We start from the raw sequence: 20,422 nt of genomic DNA, 5'->3' as shown, positions 1-20,422 counted from the left end.
GAACGGCGCTCGATGGTGGTGCGCGAAGCCGACCGCAAGGTCACCGCCTACCACGAGGTCGGCCATGCCCTCGCCGCTCAACTGTTACCCCACGCCAACCGGGTGGCGAAGCTGACGGTCGTGCCGCGCGGCCGGGCGGCCGGGTACATGATGCCGGACGCCGACGACCGCCTGCACGTCACCCGGCCCGCGCTGGAGGACATGATCGTGGTCGCGCTGGCCGGCCGCGCGGCCGAGGAGGTCGTGTACGGCGAGGTCACGACCGGCGCGCAGAACGATTTCCAGCAGGCGACCGGCATCGCCCGGCGCATGGTGACCGAGTGGGGCATGAGCGACCGCATCGGCAAGGTGGCCTTTGCGTCCGACGAGGGCAGCTACCTGGGCGGCGGTCCGCAGCTCTCCCCCATGAGCGAGGTGACCGCACAGCACATTGACGAGGATGTCCGGTCGCTGATCGACGCCGCGTATGGCCGCGCGCTTTCACTGGTGCAGGAACAGCTCCACCGCGTGCACGAGATCGTGGCCGTGCTGATGCAGCGCGAGACCCTCAGCGGCGAGGAGTTCAGCACGCTGCTGGCGGGCGGCACGCTGGACCCGCTGCCGCCCGCCGTGCCGCCGACCGGCCCGGCCAGCCCTCTGCCGGCCTGAGCCCAGCGCTCACGACGTCAGTTCGCCGGGCTCCTCGTCGCGGGTCAGGCTGGGCTTGACGGGCGTGTTCTGGCGGTCCTGGGCCGCGAGGTCCTTCGGCACCGGCGTGGACTCGGCGCGGGTCAGGCGCACCTCGATGGGTGACGTGCCGAAGTTCAGGCTGCGCTGAGGGAAGGGAATCTCGATCCTGCTCTGGTCCATCGCGATCTTGATACGGCGGTTGAATTCGCGGCCGATCGCGTACTGGCTCTTGGGCTGGACCTTGAACAGGGCGCGCAGCGTCACGCCGTCCGGGGCAAGCTGCGTGACGCCCTGCATCTCGGGCTTCTCGAGGAAGAAGTGATTCCACTCCTGGTCCTCGTAGATCTCATTGCTGACGCGTTCCAGCACGCGCAGCGCGTCGTTGATGTTCGCGGCGTAGGTGACGTCCACCTCGGCCACCACCCGCGACCAGTCCTTGCTGCTCACACTGACGGTGTTGATCTGCCCGTTCGGGACGATGTGCACCGTGCCGTCCAGCGCGCGCAGGGCGGTCACGCGCAGGTTCACGCGCTCCACGCCGCCGGACAGCTGGCCGCTGTTCACGGTGATCACGTCGCCCACGCCATACTGGTCCTCGAGCAGGATGAAAAAGCCGTTGAAGACGTCCTTGATCAGGCTCTGCGCGCCGAAGCCGACCGCCAGCCCGAACACCGAGACCCCCGCGAGCAGCCCGGTGGGGTTGATGCCCAGCGCCTGCAGCGCCGAGATCAGGGCGATCACCACGACGATCACGCGCAGGGTGCTCTCGACGACGCCCTTGAGGGTCTGTACCCGCACGGTGCGGCGGTTGAATTCCTCGTCCGCGACGATGCGGCGGCTCAGGGTACCGATCAGGTTCCACGCGATCAGGGCCATGGCAAACACCACCAGGAACTGTCCGGCGCTGTGCCGGAAGCCGCCCACGATGTCCTGCCCGAGGTCATAAAGCACCGGCACGCTGCTGAGCGCCATGATGGTGGTGGCGACCGACAGCCAGCCGACCACCACCACGAGCAGCCACAGCGCGTCCAGACCGCGGCGGAAGTGCACACCGACATGGTGTTCGAGAAGTTTCAGCAGCGTGTGCCCGAAGCGGTACAGGGCGTAGGCGACCAGCAGGGTCAGTGCCAGACCCAGCCACACCTGCGGTTTCTGAAATTGGATCAGGAGGTCAGACCACATCCGCCGAGCATTTCACATCGCTCCTGAGAGGCCAAGGGGTGGCCGCCACCGCCGGGCGGGGGATCAGGGGGTGGGGACTGCCGGGCGGAAGGCCGCCTCCAGACGCGGCACCAGGCCGGCCTCGTGCGCGCGGGCGGCGCGCAGCAGGGCGTTTTTCACCGCGCGCGCGTCGGCACTGCCGTGCCCGATGAAGGTCAGGCCGCGCACCCCGATCAGGATGCTCGCGCCGTAGGTGCTGGGGTCCATGCGGTCGGCCAGGCCGCGCAGCGCGGGCCGCACCAGCAGGCCGCCCAGCTTGCCGCGCACACTGCTCTGAATGGCGTCGCGCACCCACCCGAACATCACCTTCGCCTCGCCCTCCGCGAGTTTCAGGCACACGTTCCCGGTGAAACCGTCCGTGACCACGATGTCGGTGGTGCCCAGGAAGATGTCGCGGCCCTCGATGTTCCCGTGGAAGTTCACGCCGTGGCCGTGCAGCTCGCGCAGCAGGGCGTGCGCCTCCAGCACCAGCGCGCTGCCCTTGTGATCCTCCTCGCCGATGCTCAGCAGGCCCACCGTGGGCTGCTCGCGGCCCTCCAGCACGCGCAGGTACACGGTCGCGAGCTGCGCCCACTGCGCGAGGTACGCCGGGCGCACGTCGGCATTGGCGCCCACGTCGAGCATGGTCGTGAAGCCCCCGCGGGCCGGCAGGTGCGTCAGGATCGCCGGGCGGTCCACGCCCTTCAGGCGGCCCAGCGTGAGCAGCGCGGACGCCATGGTCGCGCCGGAGTGGCCCATCGAGACGGCCGCGCTGGCCCGGCCCTCCTTGACCAGCCGCGTGCAGATGTTGATGCTCGCCTGCGGGCGGCTGCGGACGTCGGTGGCGTGCTCGTCCATGCCGATCGCGTCGTCGGCGTGCACGACCTCCAGCGGCAGGCTGGCGCTGCCGGGGTGCCTGCCGAGCTCCGCGTGCAGCCGGACCCGGTCCCCGACGAGCAGGACGTTCACGCCCGCGCGGGCGGCCTCGACCGCGCCCTCGACGTTCGGCGGCGCGCCATGGTCCCCGCCCGCCGCGTCCAGAGCCACGGGCAGCGCGGCGACGGTCGCCGGAACGCCGGGTTCGCCGCCCGCCGGGTCAGCGCTCATCGCTGTCCGTCAGGGCGGTGGACACGTAGTACGGGCGGCTCTCCGCGCCGCGCTGCTCGCCGGACCCGCGGTGGTCGCTGGGCAGGCGGTAGCCGGGGCGCTCGACGTACTCTCGGATGTCCTTGAAATCCACGTAGGCGTCGGCGGCGTTGCGCAGCTCATAGCTGGTCATCTCGGCGATGCTCGCGACGACCACGCGCTTGCCGCGCGCGCGCAGCACCTCCACCGGGCGCTCAAAGTCTCCGTCGCCGGTCAGCAGCACGGCGGTGTCGTACCGGTCGGCCGTCGTGAGTAGGTCCGTGACGATCTCGATATCCAGGTTCGCGCGGCGCGAGGTCTCGCCGGAGTCGTCGGTCATCTCGCGCAGGGGCCGGGTGCGGACGGTGTAGCCCATGTACGTCAGGGCGTCCGTGAAGCGCTTTTGCTTGTCGTCGATGGGTGTGGGCACCGCCGTGTAGTAAAAGGCGTTGTACAGCGCCCCGCCGGACGAGAAGTACTCCAGGATCTTGCGGTGGTCGAAATTCCAGCCGAGGCGTTTGGCGGCGGCGTACACGTTCGCGCCATCAATAAAGAGGGCAATGCGTTCCATAAGGTCCTCCGTGGGCTGGTCGGTCGCCCTGAACTGCGAACAATGTCATGCCAATATCGTCATGGGCGCCGTGCAGGCGGTGCCCCAGGATACCGGAGGAGCGCGCGGACGCTCAATCGGCAGGCAGCACCTGGGGCCGCCGCGCGGGATCGTGCAGCGCCGCCCAGACGTCCTCGCGCAGCGCGCCCAGATCGACGCCGGCATACACGCGGGGCAGGCGGGCCAGGTACGCGTCGGCCTTGTAGAGGTTGCGGTGCGCCGTGCTGCCGTGGTGCCAGCGCTTGTGCAGCGCTGCCGCCAGCAGGATCAGCGCCTGCAGGAAGTCGCGCTCCTGCCCCTGTGCCCGTGCCCACGGCTCCTCCCACGCCTCGTGCGCTTCCCACCACTGACCGGCGCCGAACAGTTCGGCCCCCCGCTGGAACGCGGCCTGGACCTGGGGGTCGGCGGAGAACACCGGGAGCATGGGTCAGGGTACATTCTTGGCCGCCACCCACGCGGGGCGGCATGAACGCAGTGTTAGCGTGATCCCATCCCGCGTATAGCCGGGGGGGGTACTCGCGGCGTATAGTGCGAGGCATGAAGCCTGTGGAACTGAGCGACAGCACCTTTACCAGCGAAATCAGTGAGGGCCTGACCCTGGTGGACTTCTGGGCCCCGTGGTGCGGCCCGTGCCGCATCATCGCGCCGGTCATCGAGGAACTCGCCGGCCAGTACGAGGGCCGGGTCAAGGTCGGCAAGCTGAACGTGGACGACAACCCTGTCACGCAGGGCCAGTACCGCGTGATGAGCATCCCCACCCTGATCCTCTTCAAGGACGGCCAGCCGGTCGAGGGCGTCGTCGGCGCCCAGCCCAAGCGCGCCTTCGAGGCCCTGCTCGACAAGTACGCCACGTCCGCTCCGGCCGCGGCCACCAGCGAGAGCGTCAGCGCCAACTGAACCCTGCGGTCCAAACGTAAAAGCGCCTGATGGAACTGAAGTCCATCAGGCGCTTTTACGTTGTGACTGCCCTCAGAACCGGACGATGTCTGGCGGCGTCCATGCGTGCAGGGCCTCCCCGAGCAGGATCTCCCCTTCCTCCCACTCGCCGTGGCCGCTGTCCACATTGATGTGACCGGCGTCGCCCGCCGAGATGAATTCGGCGTCCCAGGCCTCGGCGAAGGTCTGGGCCCGCTCGAAAGACACGAAGGGATCGGTCTCGCTGGCAATCACCAGCGCCGGAAAGGGCAGCGGTGAGCGCGGCACCGGCGCCAGCGCAGCGATCCTGGGGTACTGCGCCTGCACCTCGGCGTCCTCCGCATCTGACGGGCCGACCAGCACGGCGCCCTTGACGCGCTCGTGCCCGCCGGTCCGCGCCGCCCAGTGCACGATGGTCAGCACGCCGCTCGAATGGCCGACCAGCACCACGTCGCCCGGCGTGGCCTCGATCACCTCGTGCAGGCGGTCGGCCCACGCGGACGGGGTGGGGGTATCCGGATCGTCCTGCCGCACGCGCGCCGCGCCGAACTTCTGCTCCCACAGGCTCTGCCAGTGTTGCGGGCTGCTGTCGCCCAGGCCGGGCACGATCACGAGGGTCGGGGTCATACGGCAGGGTAGCAGGCGCGGCCGCGCTCCAGCCCCGTCCGGTGGTCCCTCCGGCCACAAAAAAACCCCCGCTCGTGCGGGGGCCTTTCTGTTCGGGGGTTACACCAGTTCGATCAGGGCCATGGTCACGCCGTCGCCGCGACGGGTGCCGATGCGCAGGATGCGGGTGTAGCCGCCCTGGCGCTCCTGGTACTTGGGGGCCACCTCGTCCATGACCTTACGAACGACGTCCTTGTCGTTGATGTCCTGGGCGATCAGGCGGCGGGCGTGCAGATCGCCGCCCTTGGCGGTGGTGATCAGCTTCTCGACGTAGGGGCGCAGCTCCTTGGCCTTCGTGAGGGTCGTCTGGATGCGGCCCTCGCGCAGCAGCGCGGTCGCCTGGGCACGGGCCAGGGCGGTGCGGGCGCTGCTGTTGCGGTTGAGCTTGCGTCCGGCTTTACCGTGGCGCATGGTGAATCTCCTTGGAAGTCAGACCGACTGGGTCTGCGGGGCGGTCACGTTCGTCCGTTGCGTGGCTGCCGGAACTGCGCCGTCATCCACTCCACTCCCGAACGTAACCTGCTTCGGGTCCTCGCTCCGCTCGGGTGGCTGACGCCACCGTCCGTCAGTCCCTGAGGGCCAGGCCGAACTGGGCGAGTTGCTGCTTGATCTCGTCGAGGCTGCGCTCGCCGATGCCGGGCACCTTCTTCAGGTCGCGGTCGCTCAGGGCGCACAGGGCGTCCACCGAGTCGATGCCCTCTTCCTTCAGCGAGTGCAGCACCCGGGTCGTGAGGCCCAGGCCTTCGAGCGTCACGCGGGGGCTGTCCAGCTCGGCGGGGTAATCGCCGGGGTTCAGGTTCAGCGACGTGGGCGTGGGGGGCAGGTCGTACACGTTCGCCTGCGGGGCGGGCGCGGGCGTGTACACCGGCGGCTGGTACTCGGGCGCGAGCGCCGGGAGCGTCTCGACGTTGCCGAACACGGTCAGCTCGTCGCGCAGGATCTCCACGGCCTTGTCCAGGGCGTCCTGGGGGCTGGCGCTGCCGTCGGTCCACACGCGCAGGATCAGGCGATCCAGGTCCGTCTGCTGGCCCACGCGGGTGTTTTCCACGTGGTAGGCCACGCGGCGCACCGGCGAGAAGACGGCATCGACCGGAATCGAGTTGATGCGGTCCTTCGTGGCGTGCTTGTCGGCCGGCACGTAGCCCTCGCCTTCCTCGACGCGGACTTCCATGACCAGCTTGCCGTCCTCGGCGAGCGTCGCGATGACGAGATCGGGGTTGATGATCTCGGCGTCGGACGGCACCTCGAAGGCGCTGGCGCGCACCACACCTTCACCCTGGGCGCGCAGCGTCAGGGTCTTGGGACCGGGCGCGTGGAACTTCACGACCAGCTCCTTGAGGTTCAAGATGAGCTGGATGACGTCTTCCTTCACGCCGGGGATGGTGGAGAACTCGTGCAGCACGTCCTCGACGTACACGCTGGTGACCGCCGTGCCGGGGATCGAGGACATCAGGATGCGCCGGATGGGGTTCCCGATGGTGACGCCGTAACCGCGCGTGAGCGGTTCCAGCACGAACTCGCCGTAATCGCCGTCCACGCGGGCTTTGAGTTGAGGGCGCTTTTGATCCACTGGGGCCTCCTGATTAGCGCGAGTAGTACTCGATGATGAAGTTCTCGTTGATCGGCAGCGCCAGATCTTCGCGCGCCGGGAGGCGGGAGAAGGTGCCCGTGAAGTTGTCGGGGTTCAGTTCCACCCAGGGAGCCACGCGGCGGCGCTTCTGCGCTTCCATGTTCTCCTGGATAAAGCCCATGCTGCGGCTGCCCTCGGCCACGGTCAGCTCGTCGCCGATCTTGACGCGGTAGGAGGGGATGTCCACCTTCTTGCCGTTCACGAGGATGTGGCCGTGACCGACGAACTGCCGGGCCTGGCGGCGGGTGCTGGCAAAGCCCATGCGGAACACGACGTTGTCGAGGCGGCGTTCGAGCAGCTGCAGGAACACCGTGCCGGTCACGCCGGGAACGTTCGCCGCTTCCTCGAAGAGGTTGCGGAACTGCTTCTCGCCCATGCCGTACAGGCGGGCGAGTTTCTGCTTCTCGCGCAGACGGACGCTGTAGTCGCTGGGACGACCGCGGCCGCGGCGCTGGCCGTGCTGGCCGGGCGCATAGGGGCGCTTGTCCAGGTACTTCTGGACTTTCTCGGTTTCAGCGAGGTTGATGCCCTCGCGGCGACTCTGTTTGGTGATGGAACCACGGAAACGACCCATTCAAATTCTCCTCTGTCGGCGGACAGGCGCGGTGGCCGGCTCGCCGGGTCTGCGGCCCTCTGGGGCCCGTCTCCGTTCGCCTGTGGTGGGGCTCACGTCCCTGAGCGTCGGCCCAGGGCACAGTGGAGACGGGGCAGGTGGGCGCGCGCGTGCGCTTAGGCGCGGAACTTCTTCTTCGGGCGGCAGCCGTTGTGCGGCACGGGGGTGTCGTCCATGATGGACTTCACTTCGATGCCGGACGCCTGGATGGCGCGGATGGCCTGCTCACGGCCGGAGCCGCTGCCGCGCACCACGACGTCCACCGCGACCATCCCGAAGGTCTGCTGGGCCTTTTTCACGGCGTCGGCGGCGGCGAGCTGGGCAGCGTAGGGCGTGCCCTTCTTGCTGCCCTTGTAGCCGATGGTGCCGCCGGACGACCACGCGACGCTGTTACCGTCGAGGTCCGTGATGGTGACGATGGTGTTGTTGTAGCTGGCGTGCACGTAGGCACGGCCGGCGCTGATGTTGCGCCGGGCGCGGCGCGGAGTCTTGCCCTTGGTGGATTTCGCCATGGCTTACTTCCTCGTCGCTTTCTTCTTGCCGGCGACGGTCTTGCGCGGTCCCTTGCGGGTGCGGGCGTTCGTCTTGGTGCGCTGGCCGCGCACGGGCAGGCCGCGGCGGTGACGCAGGCCGCGGTACGCGCCGATGTCCATCAGGCGCTTGATGTTCTGGCCGACTTCGCTGCGCAGGTCACCTTCGACCTTGTAGGTCTTCTCGATGGCGTCACGCAGGGTGCCCTGTTCCGCTTCGGTGAGGTTCTTGGTGCGGGTGTCGGGGTTGATCCCGGTGCGCGCCAGCACCTCCTTGCTGCGGGTCAGGCCGATGCCGTAGATGTAGGTCAGCGCGATCTCGACGCGCTTCTCGCGGGGAAGGTCCACGCCAGCGATGCGCGCCATCAGCCCTGCCTCTGCTTGTGCTTGACGTTGGTGCAGATGACCAGCACGCGCCCGTGGCGGCGGATCACCTTGCAGTTGTCGCACATCTTCTTGACACTGCTCCGAACTTTCATTCTTCCTCCTCGCGCCGCCGCACCGATCGTGGTGCGTCTGGCAGCGCTCGACCCCCCGCCCACCTCAGCCGGGTGGGGAATCTGTTGGGTACCCGTGCCCGTCGGTTACTTGCGGTAGACGATGCGCCCACGCGTGGTGTCGTAGGGGCTGATTTCCAGAACCACACGGTCCCCGGGCAGGATGCGGATGTAGTGAATACGCATCTTGCCGCTGATGTACGCCAGGATGTCGTGCCCCGTGTCGAGCTTCACGCGGAACGTGGTGTTGGGCAACGCCTCCTCCACGACTCCTTCCGCCCGCACGGTGTCATCTTCCTTCTTGACGCGTTTTTCCCGCTGTTCCGGCATCTTTCGTCTTGCCACGCAACCTCCAGGCTTGATACAAGCCAAACGTAAAGGTATCACGCCCCGAAGCGGGTGGTCAAACCGGGTGCGCGGTCGGCCCTAAGCTACCGGCCTTGTCCGGATTCTCCGGACACCGGCGCCCCGCTGCTGGTCTGCACCTCGCTCCAGAAGGCCACCGCCGCCCGCTCATAGAGCAGTCCCATGTCGAGCGGGCGGCGGCCGTTCATTCCAGGCGCGTGCTCGGCGGTGTGGATGGCCTCGTACTCGGCCAGCCGCTGCCGGTGCAGGGCCAGTTGCCCCCCGGCCAGGCGGGCCACCGTCTCCGGGGCCGCGTGGTCACTGAAGAAGAGTTTCAGCAGGCCCTCGTCACGGAGTTCCGGCTGCCCGGCCGGCGTCGACAGCCACGCCTGCAGCGCCGCAAGGCCGGCCGGCGTGACGGTATACAGCCGCCGGCGCCGTCCCCCCTCTTCCTGCTCGGCGCTGAGCAGCCCCAGGTCGGTCAGGCGCTGCGGCTCGGCGTACAGCTGCGAGCGGGGGAAGGTCCAGAAGTACCCCACGGACGTGTCTGCCCAGCGTTTGAGGTCGTAAGAGGTGCCGCCGCCGCACCCGGCCAGCAGCCCCAGCACGATGTACGACGACGGACCGAGCGTTGCATCACTCACGTCCGCAGTGTACAGTCAGATCAGACCGTCCAGAGTAGACCATTCAAACTGGATGTTCGGGAGGCTCAAGATGTCCAGTTCCACCCGCGTCACCGCCGAGATCGAGGGGTCCTTCGCCGTGTTCCTGATCGGCGCCCGCGTGAACCAGCCCTGGAACGTGCCGGCGTGGCTGCCGGTTTTCCGCGCCATGCCGCGCATGCTGCGCGAACTGGCAACCCATCCGGAACTCGGGCTGCTGGGCGGCCAGTTCCACGGCACCACCCTGGTGCAGTACTGGCGCAGCGCTGAGCACCTGCAGGCCTACGCACAGGCCCGCGACCACGTGCACCTGCCCGCGTGGCGGGCCTTCAACCAGGGCCTGCGCCGCCACCCCGGCGCGGTTGGCATCTGGCACGAGACCTACGTGGTCGAGGCCGGCGCGTACGAGACCGTGTACGTGGACATGCCGCCCTTCGGCCTGGGCCGCGCGGGCACCCTGGTCGCGGCGACCGGCCGGCGGGAGAGTGCACGGGGGCGGCTGGGGACGGCGGCCGACTGACCTATCCCGCTGCGCCGCCGCGCAGGACCAGCCCCTGTTCGCCCGCCCACGTGCTCACGTCGTCACCGCGGATGGCAGCGGCCATCAGGCCGGGGAAGTGGTCGGGCGTGCACGCGAAGGCCGGAATGCCCATGCCGGCAAACGCGCGGGCGACGCCGTGGTCGTAGCTGGGCGCGCCGTCGTCCGAGAGGGCCAGCAGGGCGATCACGTTCACGCCGCTGTCCTTCAGGGTCCGGGCGCGGGCCAGCATCTCGCGCTCGTTGCCCCCCTCGTACAGGTCGCTGATCAGCACGAAGATGGTCTGCTCGGGCCGCGGGATCACACCCTGGCAGTACGCCAGCGCCCGGTTGATGTCGGTGCCGCCGCCGAGCTGGATGCCGTACAGCACGTCCACAGGGTCGTCGAGGTGCTCCGAGAGGTCCACGACTTCGGTGTCGAACACCACGACCCGGGTGCTGACGGCCGGCAGGGACGCGAGCACCGCGCCGAAAATGCCGGCGTACACGACGCTGCTCGCCATGCTGCCAGACTGGTCGAGGCACAGCACGATGTCGCGCAGGCTGCGGCGCCTGCGGCCCATGCCGATCAGGCGCTCGGGAATGATGGTGTTCCGGTCGGGCTGGTAGGTCTTCAGGTTCGCGCGGATGGTGCGGTTCCAGTCGATCTCGGCCGGGCGGGGCCGGAAATTGCGCTGGGCGCGGTTCAGGCTGCCGGTCACGGCGGCGCGGGTGGGTTCTTCCAGGCGGCGCGTCAGGTCGTCCACCACGCGGCGCACGACCGCGCGGGCGGCGTCCTTGGCCTTGTCGGGCATCACGCTCTTGAGGGACAGCAGCGTGCCCACCAGGTTCACGTCCGGCTCCATTCCCTCCAGCATCTCGGGTTCAAACAGCAGCTGCTGGAGGTTCAGGCGTTCGATGGCGTCCTGCTGCATGACGCGCACCACGCCCTGCGGGAAGAACTCGCGCAGGTCCGCGAGCCAGCGGGCGACCTTGGGAGCGCTGGCGCCCAGGCCGCCCCGGCGGCTGCCGCTCTGGGCGTCGTACAGGCCGCTCAGGGCGTCGTCCATGCGGCGATCCTCGATGGTCAGGCCGATCTGGCCGCCTTCGCCGGGGCCGCCGCACAGGCCGTCGGCGTCGCCACCGCCGAGCACCAGGCGCCAGCGGCGCAGGCGTTCGGCTTCGGTGGCGCTCACGGACGGGCTCCGGCGAAGGCGAACGCGGGTCGTTCTGTCATGAACGTAATCATACGGGATTGCTCTGGGTCATGCGCGTCAGGGCCGTCAGCAGCTCGGCTTCCGGCAGCGGCGGCGCGTACAGGAACCCCTGCGCCCGCGTGCAGCCCAGGGCGATCAGCTCGCGCGCCTGCTCCGGCGTCTCCACGCCCTCGGCCACGAGGTCCAGGCCCAGCGTGCCGGCCACCGCCACCATCGCGGCGATCAGGGTGCGGACGTAGCGGCGCCGGGTGCGCTCCACGTCGCCCGTCAGGTCCATCACGAACACCCGGTCGATCTTCACGACGCCCACCGGCAGGTCGTTCAGGCGCGACAGCGACGCGAAACCCGTCCCGAAATCGTCCAGCGACAGCCCCACCCCCAGCGCGCGCACGCCGTCCACGCTGTGCGACACCTGCAGGCGCCCGCGCAGGTCGATGCCCTCGGTGACCTCCAGTTCCAGCGCGGCGGCCGGGACGCCCGACCGGCCCAGCTCACGGCCCACCATCTCCGCGAAGTGCGGCTGCATCAGTTGCAGGGGCGAGACGTTCACGGCCAGCCGCACCTCGCCGAAGCCCGCCGCACGCCAGCGGCCGGCCGCCCGCAGCGCGTCCTCCAGCACCCACTCGCCCAGCGACGTGATCAGGCCGCATTCCTCCGCGATCGGGATGAACACGTCGGGCCGCACCAGCCCGAACTCCGGGTGACGCCAGCGCACCAGCGCCTCCAGGCACACCGGGCGGCCGTCCGGCACGGTGCAGATCGGCTGGAACTCCAGAAACAGCTCCCCGCGTTCCAGCGCGTGCCGCAGGTCGCGCTCCAGCACCTGCCGCCGCTCGTCCTGGTCCAGCAGGTGCCCGCTGTACAGCCGGAAGCCGTTCTTGCCGCTGCGTTTGACCGCGTACATCGCCCGGTCGGCGCGCAGCAGCAGGTCGCGGCCCTCGGCGGCGTCGTGCGGGAAGCGGGCCACGCCCACGCTGACGCTCAGCCGCAGCGCCTGCCCCTGCACCTCGAAGGCCGCCGACAGGTCGTCCACCACCTGCTGCGCCAGCCCCGAGACGTCCAGCGTGTCCTCGCCGGGCACCGTCAGCACGAACTCGTCCCCGCTGACCCGCGCCACGCCGCTGCCCGCCGGGGCCAGCGCCGACAGCCGTGCCGCGATCAGGCGCAGCACCTCGTCGCCGGTGGCGTGCCCCAGCGTGTCGTTGATGGCCTTGAAGCCGTCCAGATCCAGGAACAGCACGCTGAACGGCTGGGCCGCGTCCACGCGCTCACGCAGGTGCTCGTCCAGGTAGAAGCGGTTGTGCAGGCCGGTCAGGGCGTCCACGGAGGCCCTGCGGGTGAGGGTCTGGTTGTCCTGACGGCTGCGGTGCAGCGCGGCGCGCAGGGTGTTCACCATCTGCGCGACCAGCACCACGCTCAGGCTGATCAGGAACAGTTGACCCAGCCCGAACCACACCTCCGGGCGGGCCGCGGCGCCGCCCGGCGTGAACGCAAACACCGCCGCCATCAGCAGCAGCGCAGGGGGCAGGCCGGTGCTCATGCGGCGGGCCAGCGCGGAGGTACGCATGCTCGCCTCGATCATCGGCATGGTCAGCACCCAGCCCATCAGGCTCGCCAGATCGATCAGGACGCGCTCGCTGGTGCCCACCACGTACAGCCCCACCCCCAGCCGCGCGAGCAGGTATGCGATGTTCGCCACCAGCAGCCACGAGATCACCGGGCGCCGGCCCCAGCCGAGCGCGTGCGCTGCGGCCAGCCCCAGCATGACCGCCAGCACCGCGCCGCCCAGCACCCAGTCGGCCGGCTGGAAGTATCCGGGCAGCTGCAGGCCCTGGAGCAGCACCACCACGTGACCGGTTGTGCCCGCCGCCAGGATGACCCACACGGTCAGCGCGCCACGTCGCGGCTCACCCCGCTCCGGAACGGTCCCGGCCGGTCGTGCAGGAGGGGGCGTCAGGATGGAGTCGTTCATCGGGGCCGGGGGAGTCAGGTCAGCGGGGGCCTTCTCCCAGAGTACCCCCCACGGCCGAGCCAACCACGCTCACACCTGTTCGGGCGCCGCCCCGTTCAGCCGGCCGCGCCCAGCAGCCGCAGCACGACCGGCACGGCCCGCAGACCCCGGGCGTCGTCCAGCCCGCGCCGCTCTGCCCGCGCGCCCGCACCCCCGCCGCGCAGGGCCTCTCCGATCAGCCGCCGCTCGGGATTCTCGAAGCGCGAGAACACCCGCCGCAGCAGGGGCAACGTTTCCTGGAAGGCGGCGGGTTCCAGGCCGGTCAGCCAGCCGTCCAGCAGCCCCAGCAGGGCCGCGTCGTGCGTGAGCAGCGCTCCGCTCTGGCCCAGGAAGCCGTCCAGCCACGCCGTGACCTCCAGCGGCGCCCCACCGCTCAGCGCCCGCGCGAGGCGGCGCTCGACCTCCGCGCCGTCCAGTCGTCCCGCGTCCCGCAGCCGGCGCACCGCGTCTCCGGTCAGGAGAGGATGCGCGTCGTCCCGGTCCGCAAGGCGACCCAGGGCGGCGTGCCAGCCCTCCAGCGCACCGGGGTCGTCCAGCAGGCGCACGGCCGCGTCCGCACCGCTGACGTGCCCGCGCAGCACGTCCGCCGCGTCGTCCGCGAGGCCCACCCCGGCCAGCGGCAGGCCCACGCCTGCCCGCGTGAGCAGCGTGCGGAAGGTTGCCCCCGCCTGCGCGTTCGCGGCGCCGCCTCTGCCCCGGACATCGCCGTAGCGCGCCAGCCGGGCCAGCGGCGGCAGGGCCTCCAGCAGATCGCTCACGTCCGCCTGCCCCGCCGCCCGCACGTCCAGCTCGGCCAGCGCCACCGGCAGCGCCCCGCCCAGGTCGGCGTAGCGCACGGCTTCCAGCAGCGTGGTCAGGGCCGCGAGGGTACTGGCCCCGCGCACGGCCTCGACAGCCGTCGCGGTCGCGGCGCCCTCGACCGTCTGGCCGGCGCGGCTCGCCTCGACCAGCCGCACGCTGAACTCAGGTTTCCATGCAAGCGCCCACGCCTCCTTGAAGGTGCCGCGCCCGCCCGCGTGCCGCTCCTGCGCCCACGGCACGCCCAGGACGTTCAGCCGGTGGAACAGCACGCTGCGCGCCAGGTCGGTGTCGGTGCGCAGGTCGAGCGTGAGGTCGATCTGCTCGGGCTGCACCTTCAGGCGCAGGGTCTTCTGCGTCTTTGCCAGATCCTGCGCCAGCGGCACAGTCGGCACGTCCTCCGGCACACTGCCCAGCGCCTCCCCCACCACCAGCTGACGCTCGATCAGGCGCAGGGGCAGATCGCTGTCCCAGCCGAACACGCTCAGGGCCGCCTCGTTCAGCTCGTCCAGGCCCGGCAGGGCACGCCCGCGCAGCGCTGCCAGCGTGTTCGCCAGCCGCGTCGCCTCGATCACGCTCGCGCTGCTCGCGTCCAGCCGCTCGGCGCGCAGCAGCCGCGCCACCCGCGCGAACCAGCGCTCCGTCACGTCCCGCCGCGTCGTGAACAGGTGATGGTAGTAGCCCGGCGAGCGCACACCCGCGCCGTACCCGGAGCCCACGCTCAGGCGCCCGTGGGTCCACGGCACCCACGTCAGCGTGACCTTCGCCCTGGGCAGGCCCTTCAGGAGCGCCGCGTCGTCCTTCGCCCGGAACGCCTCGACATCCAGCGCCGGCGCGTGCCACGCCCCGCAGACCACCGCCACCCGTGCGGCACCGTCCTTCAGCGCCGCGCGGATCGCCTGACGCATGCACGCCTCGCGCTGCGCTTCCCGACCGGTCGGCGGCGGAGTCTCGGCCCGCACCGCGCGCATGGCCTCCAGTACGGCCTCGAACACGTCGAAATCGTCGCCGCGCGCCTCCACCAGCGTCTCCCACCAGCGCTCGAAATCCGCGTACCCGGCGGCCTCCGCCAGCACCCGCAGCGGATCGCTGTGCAGTTCGTCCAGGTCGTCGTCCCCGCGTTCACCCGCCAGCGTCGCGGAGGCCGGGAGATCCATGAACCGCGCGGGGACGCCCGCCCCCGCTGCCCAGCGGAACGCCACGAACTCCGGACTGAACGCCGCGAACGGCCAGAACACCGCGCGGGACGGTTCGTCGTTCACGTAGCCCAGCAGGGCCACGGGCGGCTTCATGTCCTTCTGCGCCAGGAACGGCAGAACTGCATCGGCATCGGACGGGCCTTCGACGAGCACCACGTCCGGTTGCAGCTGATTCAGCGCGTGCTCCAGCGACCGGGCCGAGCCGGGGCCGTGGTGACGGATGGGAAAAATAGAGATGGATGGAGTCAGAGGTAGATCACCCCGCCCCGGGCCTGAAAGTCCTTGACGGTGGCCGGCACGCGTTCCAACTGGTTCCAGCGCAGATCCAGTTTCTCCAGTGCGGGCAGTGTGGGAAGCCAGTCGGGAATAGCCGTCAGCCGGTTGGCCCGCAGATCGAGGAAGCGCAACTTGCCCAGTTGACGCAGGGGGTCGGGAAGCGCGCCGAGGTTGTTAAAGCGCAGATCCAGCACGGCCAGTTCGGACAGTTGCCCGATGCCCTCTGGCAAGGTGTTCAACCGGTTGTTCTGGGCGTTGATTTCCCGCAGTTGCTCGCACTGCCCCAGACTGTCCGGCAGGCATTCGAGGGCGTTGTTCATGACATGCAGTTCGCGGAGCTTTCGCAGTTCGCCTAGGCCGTCAGGAAGGGCGCTCAGCCTGTTCCTGTAGGCGCGCAACTCGGTCAGGCCGCAGAGTTCACCCAGCCAGTCGGGCAGAGCGGTCAAGTGATTGTCGGTCACGTTCAAGTACGACAGCTGACCCAGCGTGCGCAACGAGCTGGGCAGCGCGGTCAGGCGGTTGTTGCTGACGTACAGAACCCGCAGACTGACCAGTTCCGCGAAGCAGTCGGGCAGGACGTCCAGGCAGTTGTGCCCCAGATCAAGCATTTGCAGCGCCCCGAGCTGCCCGAGTTGTGTGGGAATCCCGGTCAATTGATTTCCGGACACATTCAACGTGTGAAGGGTGGTGAACGACCACAGGTACTCGGGAAGAGCGGTCAGCTGATTGCCGTACACGCTCAACGACTGGATGGCGGTGGCACGGCGCAGCGATTCGGGCCACTCAGTCAGGTCACAGCCATTCAGATTGACGTGTTCTGGCCAGGACTCTCCTGCCTGCACGGCTTCCAGAAGGGCTTGCCCCTTCCATGTGCGGGGATGCTGGTGGGAGAGGATCGACTCCACGAATCAGCTCACCGCCCGGCATGCCCGGTAGAAGTCCTTCCAGTCGTCACGCTTCTTCGCCACGGTTTCCAGGTACTCGCGCCAGATCACGCTGTCCTGCACGGGGTCTTTCACCACGGCGCCGACCACGCTGGCAGCGACGTCGTGGGCGGTCAGATGCCCGGTACCGAAGTGCGCGGCGAGGCTTAAGCCGTGGTTCACGACCGAGATCGCTTCGGCAGTGCTCAGGCTGCCGCTGGGGCTCTTGAGTTTCGTCTTGCCGTCCTCGGTCACCCCGGCGCGCAGTTCGCGGAACACAGTCACGATGCGCCGCACCTCCTCCAGCGCGGGGGGCGGGGCGGGGATGTGGAGGTTCGTGGCGAGCTGCGCCACACGGCTGGTGACGATCCGCACCTCGTCGTCCAGGCGGTCGGGCACGGGCAACACCACCGTGTTGAAGCGGCGTTTGAGGGCGCTGGAGAGGTCGTTCACACCCTTGTCGCGGTTGTTGGCAGTGGCGATCAGGTTGAAACCCTGGACGGCCTGCACCTCAGTATTGAGTTCGGGGATGGGCAGCGTCTTCTCGGACAGGATGGTGATCAGGGTGTCCTGCACGTCGCTCTGCACGCGCGTGAGTTCTTCCAGGCGGGCGATCTTGCCGTCCCGCATGGCGCGCACGATGGGACTCTCGACCACGGCGGCCTCGCTGGGGCCTTCCGCGAGCAGCCGGGCATAGTTCCAGCCGTAGCGCACGCTCTCCTCGCTGGTGCCGGCCGTGCCCTGCACGAGCAGCGTGCTGGTGCCGGAGATCGCGGCGGACAGGTGCTCGCTCACCCAGCTTTTGGCGGTGCCGGGCACGCCGATCAGCAGCAGGGCACGGTCCGTGGCGAGGGTGGCGACCGCAATTTCCATCAGGCGGCGCTCGCCCACGTACTTCGGGGTGATCTCGGTGCCGTCCTTCAATTTTCCGCCCATCAGGTACGTCAGCACCGCGTGCGGCGACAGGTTCCAGCGCGGCGGGCGGGGCCGGTCGTCATGGGCGGCCAGGGCGGACAGCTCGTGCGCGTAGGCCTGTTCGGCGTGCTGCCGGAGAACCGTGGATTCCGTGGTGGTCATGGATGGGCTCCTTTGAAGTCCTGCTGCATCTGCCGTCTCAGGGTCAGGGTGCCGAGCAGGCCGGTCATGGTGCGGTGGGCGTAGTCGGTGGCGGTCTGCGGGAGCGGCGCGGGGGGCGGCGTGTCCGGGTGGGCGCGCAGGGCGGCGAGGTCGCGCAGCTGCACCCAGCGGTAGCCCCAGCCGTAGTCGTAGTGTGCGTCCTGTACGGTGTCGCGGATGGCGTCCAGCAGGGCCGTGCCGAGATCGGGGGGCCACGGGCCGGGCTGCGGGCCGAGCAGGTCGAGGAGCCGTTCCGGGTCGCGGGCGCGCAGGGCCTGCCGCTGGGCGGCGGCGAGGGTCTCGGGTGGGCCGAGGTGTAGCAGGTCCGGGCGGGTGGGCAGGTCGTGCAGCAGCGCGGCGGCGAGGGCCGCGTGCCCGGTGGCGACAGCGCCGTCGGCCAGCGCGGACAGCTGCTCGTGCTGCCGGGCGATCTGCACCAGCGTGGCGGGCGGAACGTTCAGCGCGGCCAGCACCGCGTCGGGGTGCGTGTGCTCCAGCAGATGCGCGAGGAGCGCGGCAGCGCTCAGCCGGTCCTTGCCCGTCGGATCTGGGAGGCCGTCGCGGGCGGCGTGCTCGTCGGGGCCGGTGGGCGCGGTGAGGGTGCTGGGCGTCTGCCCGGTCAACCGGCCGAGCAGACCGGGCTTCCCGAGTTGCACCAGCGCGCGCAGCCGCGTGGCGTGACGGGCGTTCTGCGCGCTCCCCGGCAGGCGGTGCAGGGCGCTGCGGGCCAGCGTGCGGACGTCCTCGCTGCGGTCGGTAGTCAGGCCGTCCAGAAGCGGTTCGAGGATGTGGTCGTCCGCCCCCAGGGTGTCGAGCAGCGCGCCCAGCAGGCGTTTGCGGCTGCCGGCGCGTTCCGTGCCCAGGTGCGTGGCCAGGAGGTCGCGGGCGGCCTGCCGGTCGCGGACGCGCACGCCGCGCCACAGGGCCTCGCGGCCCGCCTCGGTCGCGTCCGCCCACGCGTCCTCGCCGTGGGCGGGCGGAGCAAAGCGCCACTCGGAGTTGAATTCCGCGAGCCACGCGCCGCGTTCGCCCAGCACCGGGACCAGGAGCGCGCGCAGGTAACTGTCCTGCCGGGCGGCGTCCAGCAGTTCCGGCAGCCGCCCGGCCGGCACCCGCCACCCGGCCTGCGCGCACAGAACCAGCCACTCGCGCAGCAGGGGCGTGCCCAGCACCAGCGGCAGGTGCCGGGCCGCGCGTTCCGGCACCTCGGGCCGGGTCTCGGGGAGCGCGGGGGCCGGGGGCACCGCCCCATTGGAATCGGGCGTGCGGCCGGCCGCGTGCGCCAGGGCGTACAGCGCCGCGCGGGCAAGGAGCGTGCCCTCCGCATCCGGGCGGGTGAGGAGCGCGGCGGCCTGTCCGAGCGCGTCCGTGCCGGCGGGCGGCAGCGGGGCGCGGGCCGTGCCCACCAGGGCCACGGCGAGGAGCCCGTCGTGATCGCTCACGCGCCCTCCGCCTGACGCAGCGGGAGCAGGGCGCCGCCGTGCACCACGCTCAGCGGCGTGAGGGCCGCGCCGTCCCACTCGGCGTACAGCGTGAGGGGCTCCCCGCCGCCCAGCGCGAGCAGGGTGTAGAGGCTGCGCTCGGCCCCAGCCAGCGGGAGGCAGCCCGTGTCGTCCTGCGCGTGCCACGGCTCGCCGGGACTCAGGTACACGGGGCCGGTCACGTGGGCGGTGCGGTCCAGCCACGGGTTCAGAGCGAGGGCCGCGCCGTGCCGGTCGAGCAGTGTGTCCAGCGGGACGCCCCCGGGCACGGACGCGGGGCCGGCGTTCGTGGCCTCGCCGCGCAGCAGGGCGCGCTGCGCTACCGACCCGGGCGCGAAGCACACCTCGGCCTGCACCGCCACTCCCGGCGGCAGGGCGGGCGGAAAGGGGCGGCCGCCGGCGGAGAAGTCCAGCAGCAGGGCGGTGTGCTCGCCGCTGACCAGCCACGTGCGCCGGGTGCGGACCGTGTCCTCGTCGGTCACACCCTGGCCCATGACGTGCCACGTGGCGCGCAGGCCGCCGCCCTCCAGCAGCGCGGCGTTGTCCAGCGGGAAGCCCAGCGCGGCGCGCAGGTCGGCGTGCTCGGCGGCGCTCAGGGTCTCGCGGCGCGGCCACGCCTCGGTGAGCAGGTACGCGCGGGCGACGTGTGAGAGCAGCTCCGTGGGGTCGTGCAGGTGGCCGGGAAGCTGGCGCACCAGCCGGGCCGCGCCGGGCGCCTGGGCGTCCACCAGCCGGGCGGCCCGCGTGTCCCAATCGGTGTATGGGCGCGAGGGTGCCTGCGCCAGCCCGTCGCGGATCAGGTCCTTCAGGAAGGTCTGGAGGCTGTCCAGGCCCCCGCTGACCTTCTTCTCGCGCGCGGCCCGCCGCCTGGCCTGCCCGGCCGGGTCGGCGGCCTTCGCATCGTCGGCGGCCGGCGGAGCTTCGGCCCTCTGCTTGTCGCCCTCCGCTCTCTGCGCCCGGCCATCCAGCCACGTCTGCAGGCTCTCGGGCGGGGCGGCCGGGCCGAAATCGCCGGGGTGGGTGGCGTAGAGCAGCAGCAGCGCCAGCGCGTGCTTGCACGGGAACTTGCGGCTGGGGCACGAGCACTTGCCCACCGGGCCGCTGAGGTCCACGCCGGTCAGGTAGGGGTCTTTGCCGCTGCCCTGGCATTCGCCCCACAGACTGCCGGCCGGGGCATTCAGGTGCTGCCACTTGGCGGGAGACGCGAGCTTGCGGGCATTGGCGGCGCTCCCCGAATCCGGGGCGAGGGCGAGGATGGCGTCGGGCGTCAGGGTCATCTATAAATCCTCTGCATAAATTACGCTACAGGCGTAATGTAACGGATTCACACTGGGTTGGCAACCCCAGGCTACACGGGCCGGGTCAGGGGAGAGGGCCAAAGGCAGAGGGCAGAAAGCGTCACGCCCTCTGCCCTCCACCCTCT

Annotated in this window: 22 protein-coding genes and 1 pseudogene; 3 read left to right on the top strand and 20 right to left on the bottom strand. The window is 70.4% G+C overall.

Features of this window, described 5'->3' with window-relative positions:
- Positions 1-648: pseudogene (locus tag HNQ07_RS22890) on the top strand (ATP-dependent zinc metalloprotease FtsH); the annotation flags it as partial.
- A gap of 9 nt (positions 649-657) precedes the next feature.
- On the opposite strand, the gene HNQ07_RS22885 reads toward HNQ07_RS22890, so the two are convergent.
- The 4 genes from HNQ07_RS22885 to HNQ07_RS22870 form a co-directional block, all read right to left on the bottom strand.
- Positions 658-1,851, bottom strand: a complete 1,194-nt coding sequence (locus tag HNQ07_RS22885; protein ID WP_184116172.1) for a mechanosensitive ion channel family protein — start codon at positions 1,849-1,851, stop codon at positions 658-660.
- 63 nt (positions 1,852-1,914) lie between these two features.
- Complete coding sequence (plsX, locus tag HNQ07_RS22880) at positions 1,915-2,976, bottom strand: phosphate acyltransferase PlsX (RefSeq protein WP_184116170.1); 1,062 nt, start codon at positions 2,974-2,976, stop codon at positions 1,915-1,917.
- Positions 2,966-3,565, bottom strand: a complete 600-nt coding sequence (locus HNQ07_RS22875; protein WP_184116169.1) for a LabA-like NYN domain-containing protein — start codon at positions 3,563-3,565, stop codon at positions 2,966-2,968. The genes plsX and HNQ07_RS22875 overlap by 11 nt, the downstream gene beginning before the upstream one ends.
- Positions 3,566-3,677: 112 nt before the next feature.
- Positions 3,678-4,028 (bottom strand): DUF309 domain-containing protein, encoded by a 351-nt coding sequence (locus HNQ07_RS22870; RefSeq protein ID WP_184116167.1) that lies wholly within the window; start codon positions 4,026-4,028, stop codon positions 3,678-3,680.
- 113 nt (positions 4,029-4,141) lie between these two features.
- Here HNQ07_RS22870 and trxA point away from each other — a divergent pair, with 113 nt between their 5' ends.
- Complete coding sequence (gene trxA, locus HNQ07_RS22865; protein WP_184116165.1) at positions 4,142-4,501, top strand: thioredoxin; 360 nt, start codon at positions 4,142-4,144, stop codon at positions 4,499-4,501.
- A gap of 72 nt (positions 4,502-4,573) precedes the next feature.
- Here the strand turns inward: trxA and HNQ07_RS22860 are convergent, their stop codons facing one another.
- The 9 genes from HNQ07_RS22860 to HNQ07_RS22820 all read right to left on the bottom strand — a co-directional run bounded on the left by HNQ07_RS22860 (position 4,574) and on the right by HNQ07_RS22820 (position 9,444).
- Entirely contained in the window at positions 4,574-5,146 is a 573-nt protein-coding gene (locus tag HNQ07_RS22860; protein WP_184116163.1) for an RBBP9/YdeN family alpha/beta hydrolase, read from the bottom strand.
- A gap of 99 nt (positions 5,147-5,245) precedes the next feature.
- Positions 5,246-5,596, bottom strand: a complete 351-nt coding sequence (gene rplQ, locus HNQ07_RS22855; protein WP_184116160.1) for a 50S ribosomal protein L17 — start codon at positions 5,594-5,596, stop codon at positions 5,246-5,248.
- Positions 5,597-5,750: 154 nt separating this feature from the next.
- Positions 5,751-6,755 (bottom strand): DNA-directed RNA polymerase subunit alpha, encoded by a 1,005-nt coding sequence (locus tag HNQ07_RS22850; protein ID WP_184116158.1) that lies wholly within the window; start codon positions 6,753-6,755, stop codon positions 5,751-5,753.
- Positions 6,756-6,768: 13 nt separating this feature from the next.
- The gene (gene rpsD / locus HNQ07_RS22845) at positions 6,769-7,389 is read right to left on the bottom strand and encodes a 30S ribosomal protein S4 (protein WP_184116156.1); all 621 of its coding nucleotides are present in this window, start codon (positions 7,387-7,389) and stop codon (positions 6,769-6,771) included.
- A gap of 155 nt (positions 7,390-7,544) precedes the next feature.
- On the bottom strand, positions 7,545-7,940 hold the full coding sequence (rpsK, locus tag HNQ07_RS22840) for a 30S ribosomal protein S11 (RefSeq protein WP_184116146.1): 396 nt from the start codon (positions 7,938-7,940) through the stop codon (positions 7,545-7,547).
- Positions 7,941-7,943: 3 nt separating this feature from the next.
- The gene (gene rpsM, locus HNQ07_RS22835; RefSeq protein WP_184116144.1) at positions 7,944-8,324 is read right to left on the bottom strand and encodes a 30S ribosomal protein S13; all 381 of its coding nucleotides are present in this window, start codon (positions 8,322-8,324) and stop codon (positions 7,944-7,946) included.
- Positions 8,324-8,437, bottom strand: a complete 114-nt coding sequence (rpmJ, locus tag HNQ07_RS22830; protein ID WP_019012075.1) for a 50S ribosomal protein L36 — start codon at positions 8,435-8,437, stop codon at positions 8,324-8,326. The genes rpsM and rpmJ overlap by 1 nt, the downstream gene beginning before the upstream one ends.
- A 105-nt stretch (positions 8,438-8,542) precedes the next feature.
- Entirely contained in the window at positions 8,543-8,785 is a 243-nt protein-coding gene (gene infA, locus HNQ07_RS22825) for a translation initiation factor IF-1 (protein ID WP_136390123.1), read from the bottom strand.
- Positions 8,786-8,886: 101 nt separating this feature from the next.
- On the bottom strand, positions 8,887-9,444 hold the full coding sequence (locus HNQ07_RS22820; RefSeq protein WP_184116143.1) for a PadR family transcriptional regulator: 558 nt from the start codon (positions 9,442-9,444) through the stop codon (positions 8,887-8,889).
- Positions 9,445-9,514: 70 nt separating this feature from the next.
- On the opposite strand from HNQ07_RS22820, the gene HNQ07_RS22815 reads away from it, so the two are divergent.
- Positions 9,515-9,982, top strand: a complete 468-nt coding sequence (locus HNQ07_RS22815) for a DUF4188 domain-containing protein (protein WP_184116141.1) — start codon at positions 9,515-9,517, stop codon at positions 9,980-9,982.
- Between the two features lies 1 nt (position 9,983).
- Here HNQ07_RS22815 and HNQ07_RS22810 read toward each other — a convergent pair whose 3' ends face one another.
- The 7 genes from HNQ07_RS22810 to HNQ07_RS22780 all read right to left on the bottom strand — a co-directional run bounded on the left by HNQ07_RS22810 (position 9,984) and on the right by HNQ07_RS22780 (position 20,276).
- A complete protein-coding gene (locus tag HNQ07_RS22810) occupies positions 9,984-11,174 on the bottom strand; it encodes a VWA domain-containing protein (protein WP_184116139.1) in 1,191 nt (396 codons plus the stop codon).
- 49 nt (positions 11,175-11,223) lie between these two features.
- Positions 11,224-13,080, bottom strand: coding sequence for a putative bifunctional diguanylate cyclase/phosphodiesterase (locus HNQ07_RS22805; protein ID WP_184116137.1), 1,857 nt, complete (start codon positions 13,078-13,080; stop codon positions 11,224-11,226).
- Positions 13,081-13,262: 182 nt separating this feature from the next.
- Entirely contained in the window at positions 13,263-15,380 is a 2,118-nt protein-coding gene (locus HNQ07_RS22800) for a DUF5682 family protein (RefSeq protein WP_373298161.1), read from the bottom strand.
- Between the two features lie 68 nt (positions 15,381-15,448).
- Positions 15,449-16,384, bottom strand: coding sequence for a leucine-rich repeat domain-containing protein (locus HNQ07_RS22795; RefSeq protein WP_184116135.1), 936 nt, complete (start codon positions 16,382-16,384; stop codon positions 15,449-15,451).
- A gap of 3 nt (positions 16,385-16,387) precedes the next feature.
- Positions 16,388-17,479 (bottom strand): ATP-binding protein, encoded by a 1,092-nt coding sequence (locus tag HNQ07_RS22790; protein WP_184116133.1) that lies wholly within the window; start codon positions 17,477-17,479, stop codon positions 16,388-16,390.
- Positions 17,476-18,960, bottom strand: coding sequence for a DUF5691 domain-containing protein (locus HNQ07_RS22785; RefSeq protein ID WP_184116131.1), 1,485 nt, complete (start codon positions 18,958-18,960; stop codon positions 17,476-17,478). Before HNQ07_RS22785 ends, HNQ07_RS22790 begins: the two co-directional genes overlap by 4 nt.
- The gene (locus HNQ07_RS22780) at positions 18,957-20,276 is read right to left on the bottom strand and encodes an SWIM zinc finger family protein (protein WP_184116129.1); all 1,320 of its coding nucleotides are present in this window, start codon (positions 20,274-20,276) and stop codon (positions 18,957-18,959) included. The genes HNQ07_RS22785 and HNQ07_RS22780 overlap by 4 nt, the downstream gene beginning before the upstream one ends.
- Positions 20,277-20,422 lie beyond the last annotated feature (146 nt).

Source organism: Deinococcus metalli, assembly GCF_014201805.1.
GTDB lineage: Bacteria > Deinococcota > Deinococci > Deinococcales > Deinococcaceae > Deinococcus > Deinococcus metalli.
The sequence above is the reverse complement of the archived record's forward strand: the minus strand, read 5'-3'. Positions and strand labels throughout refer to the sequence as shown.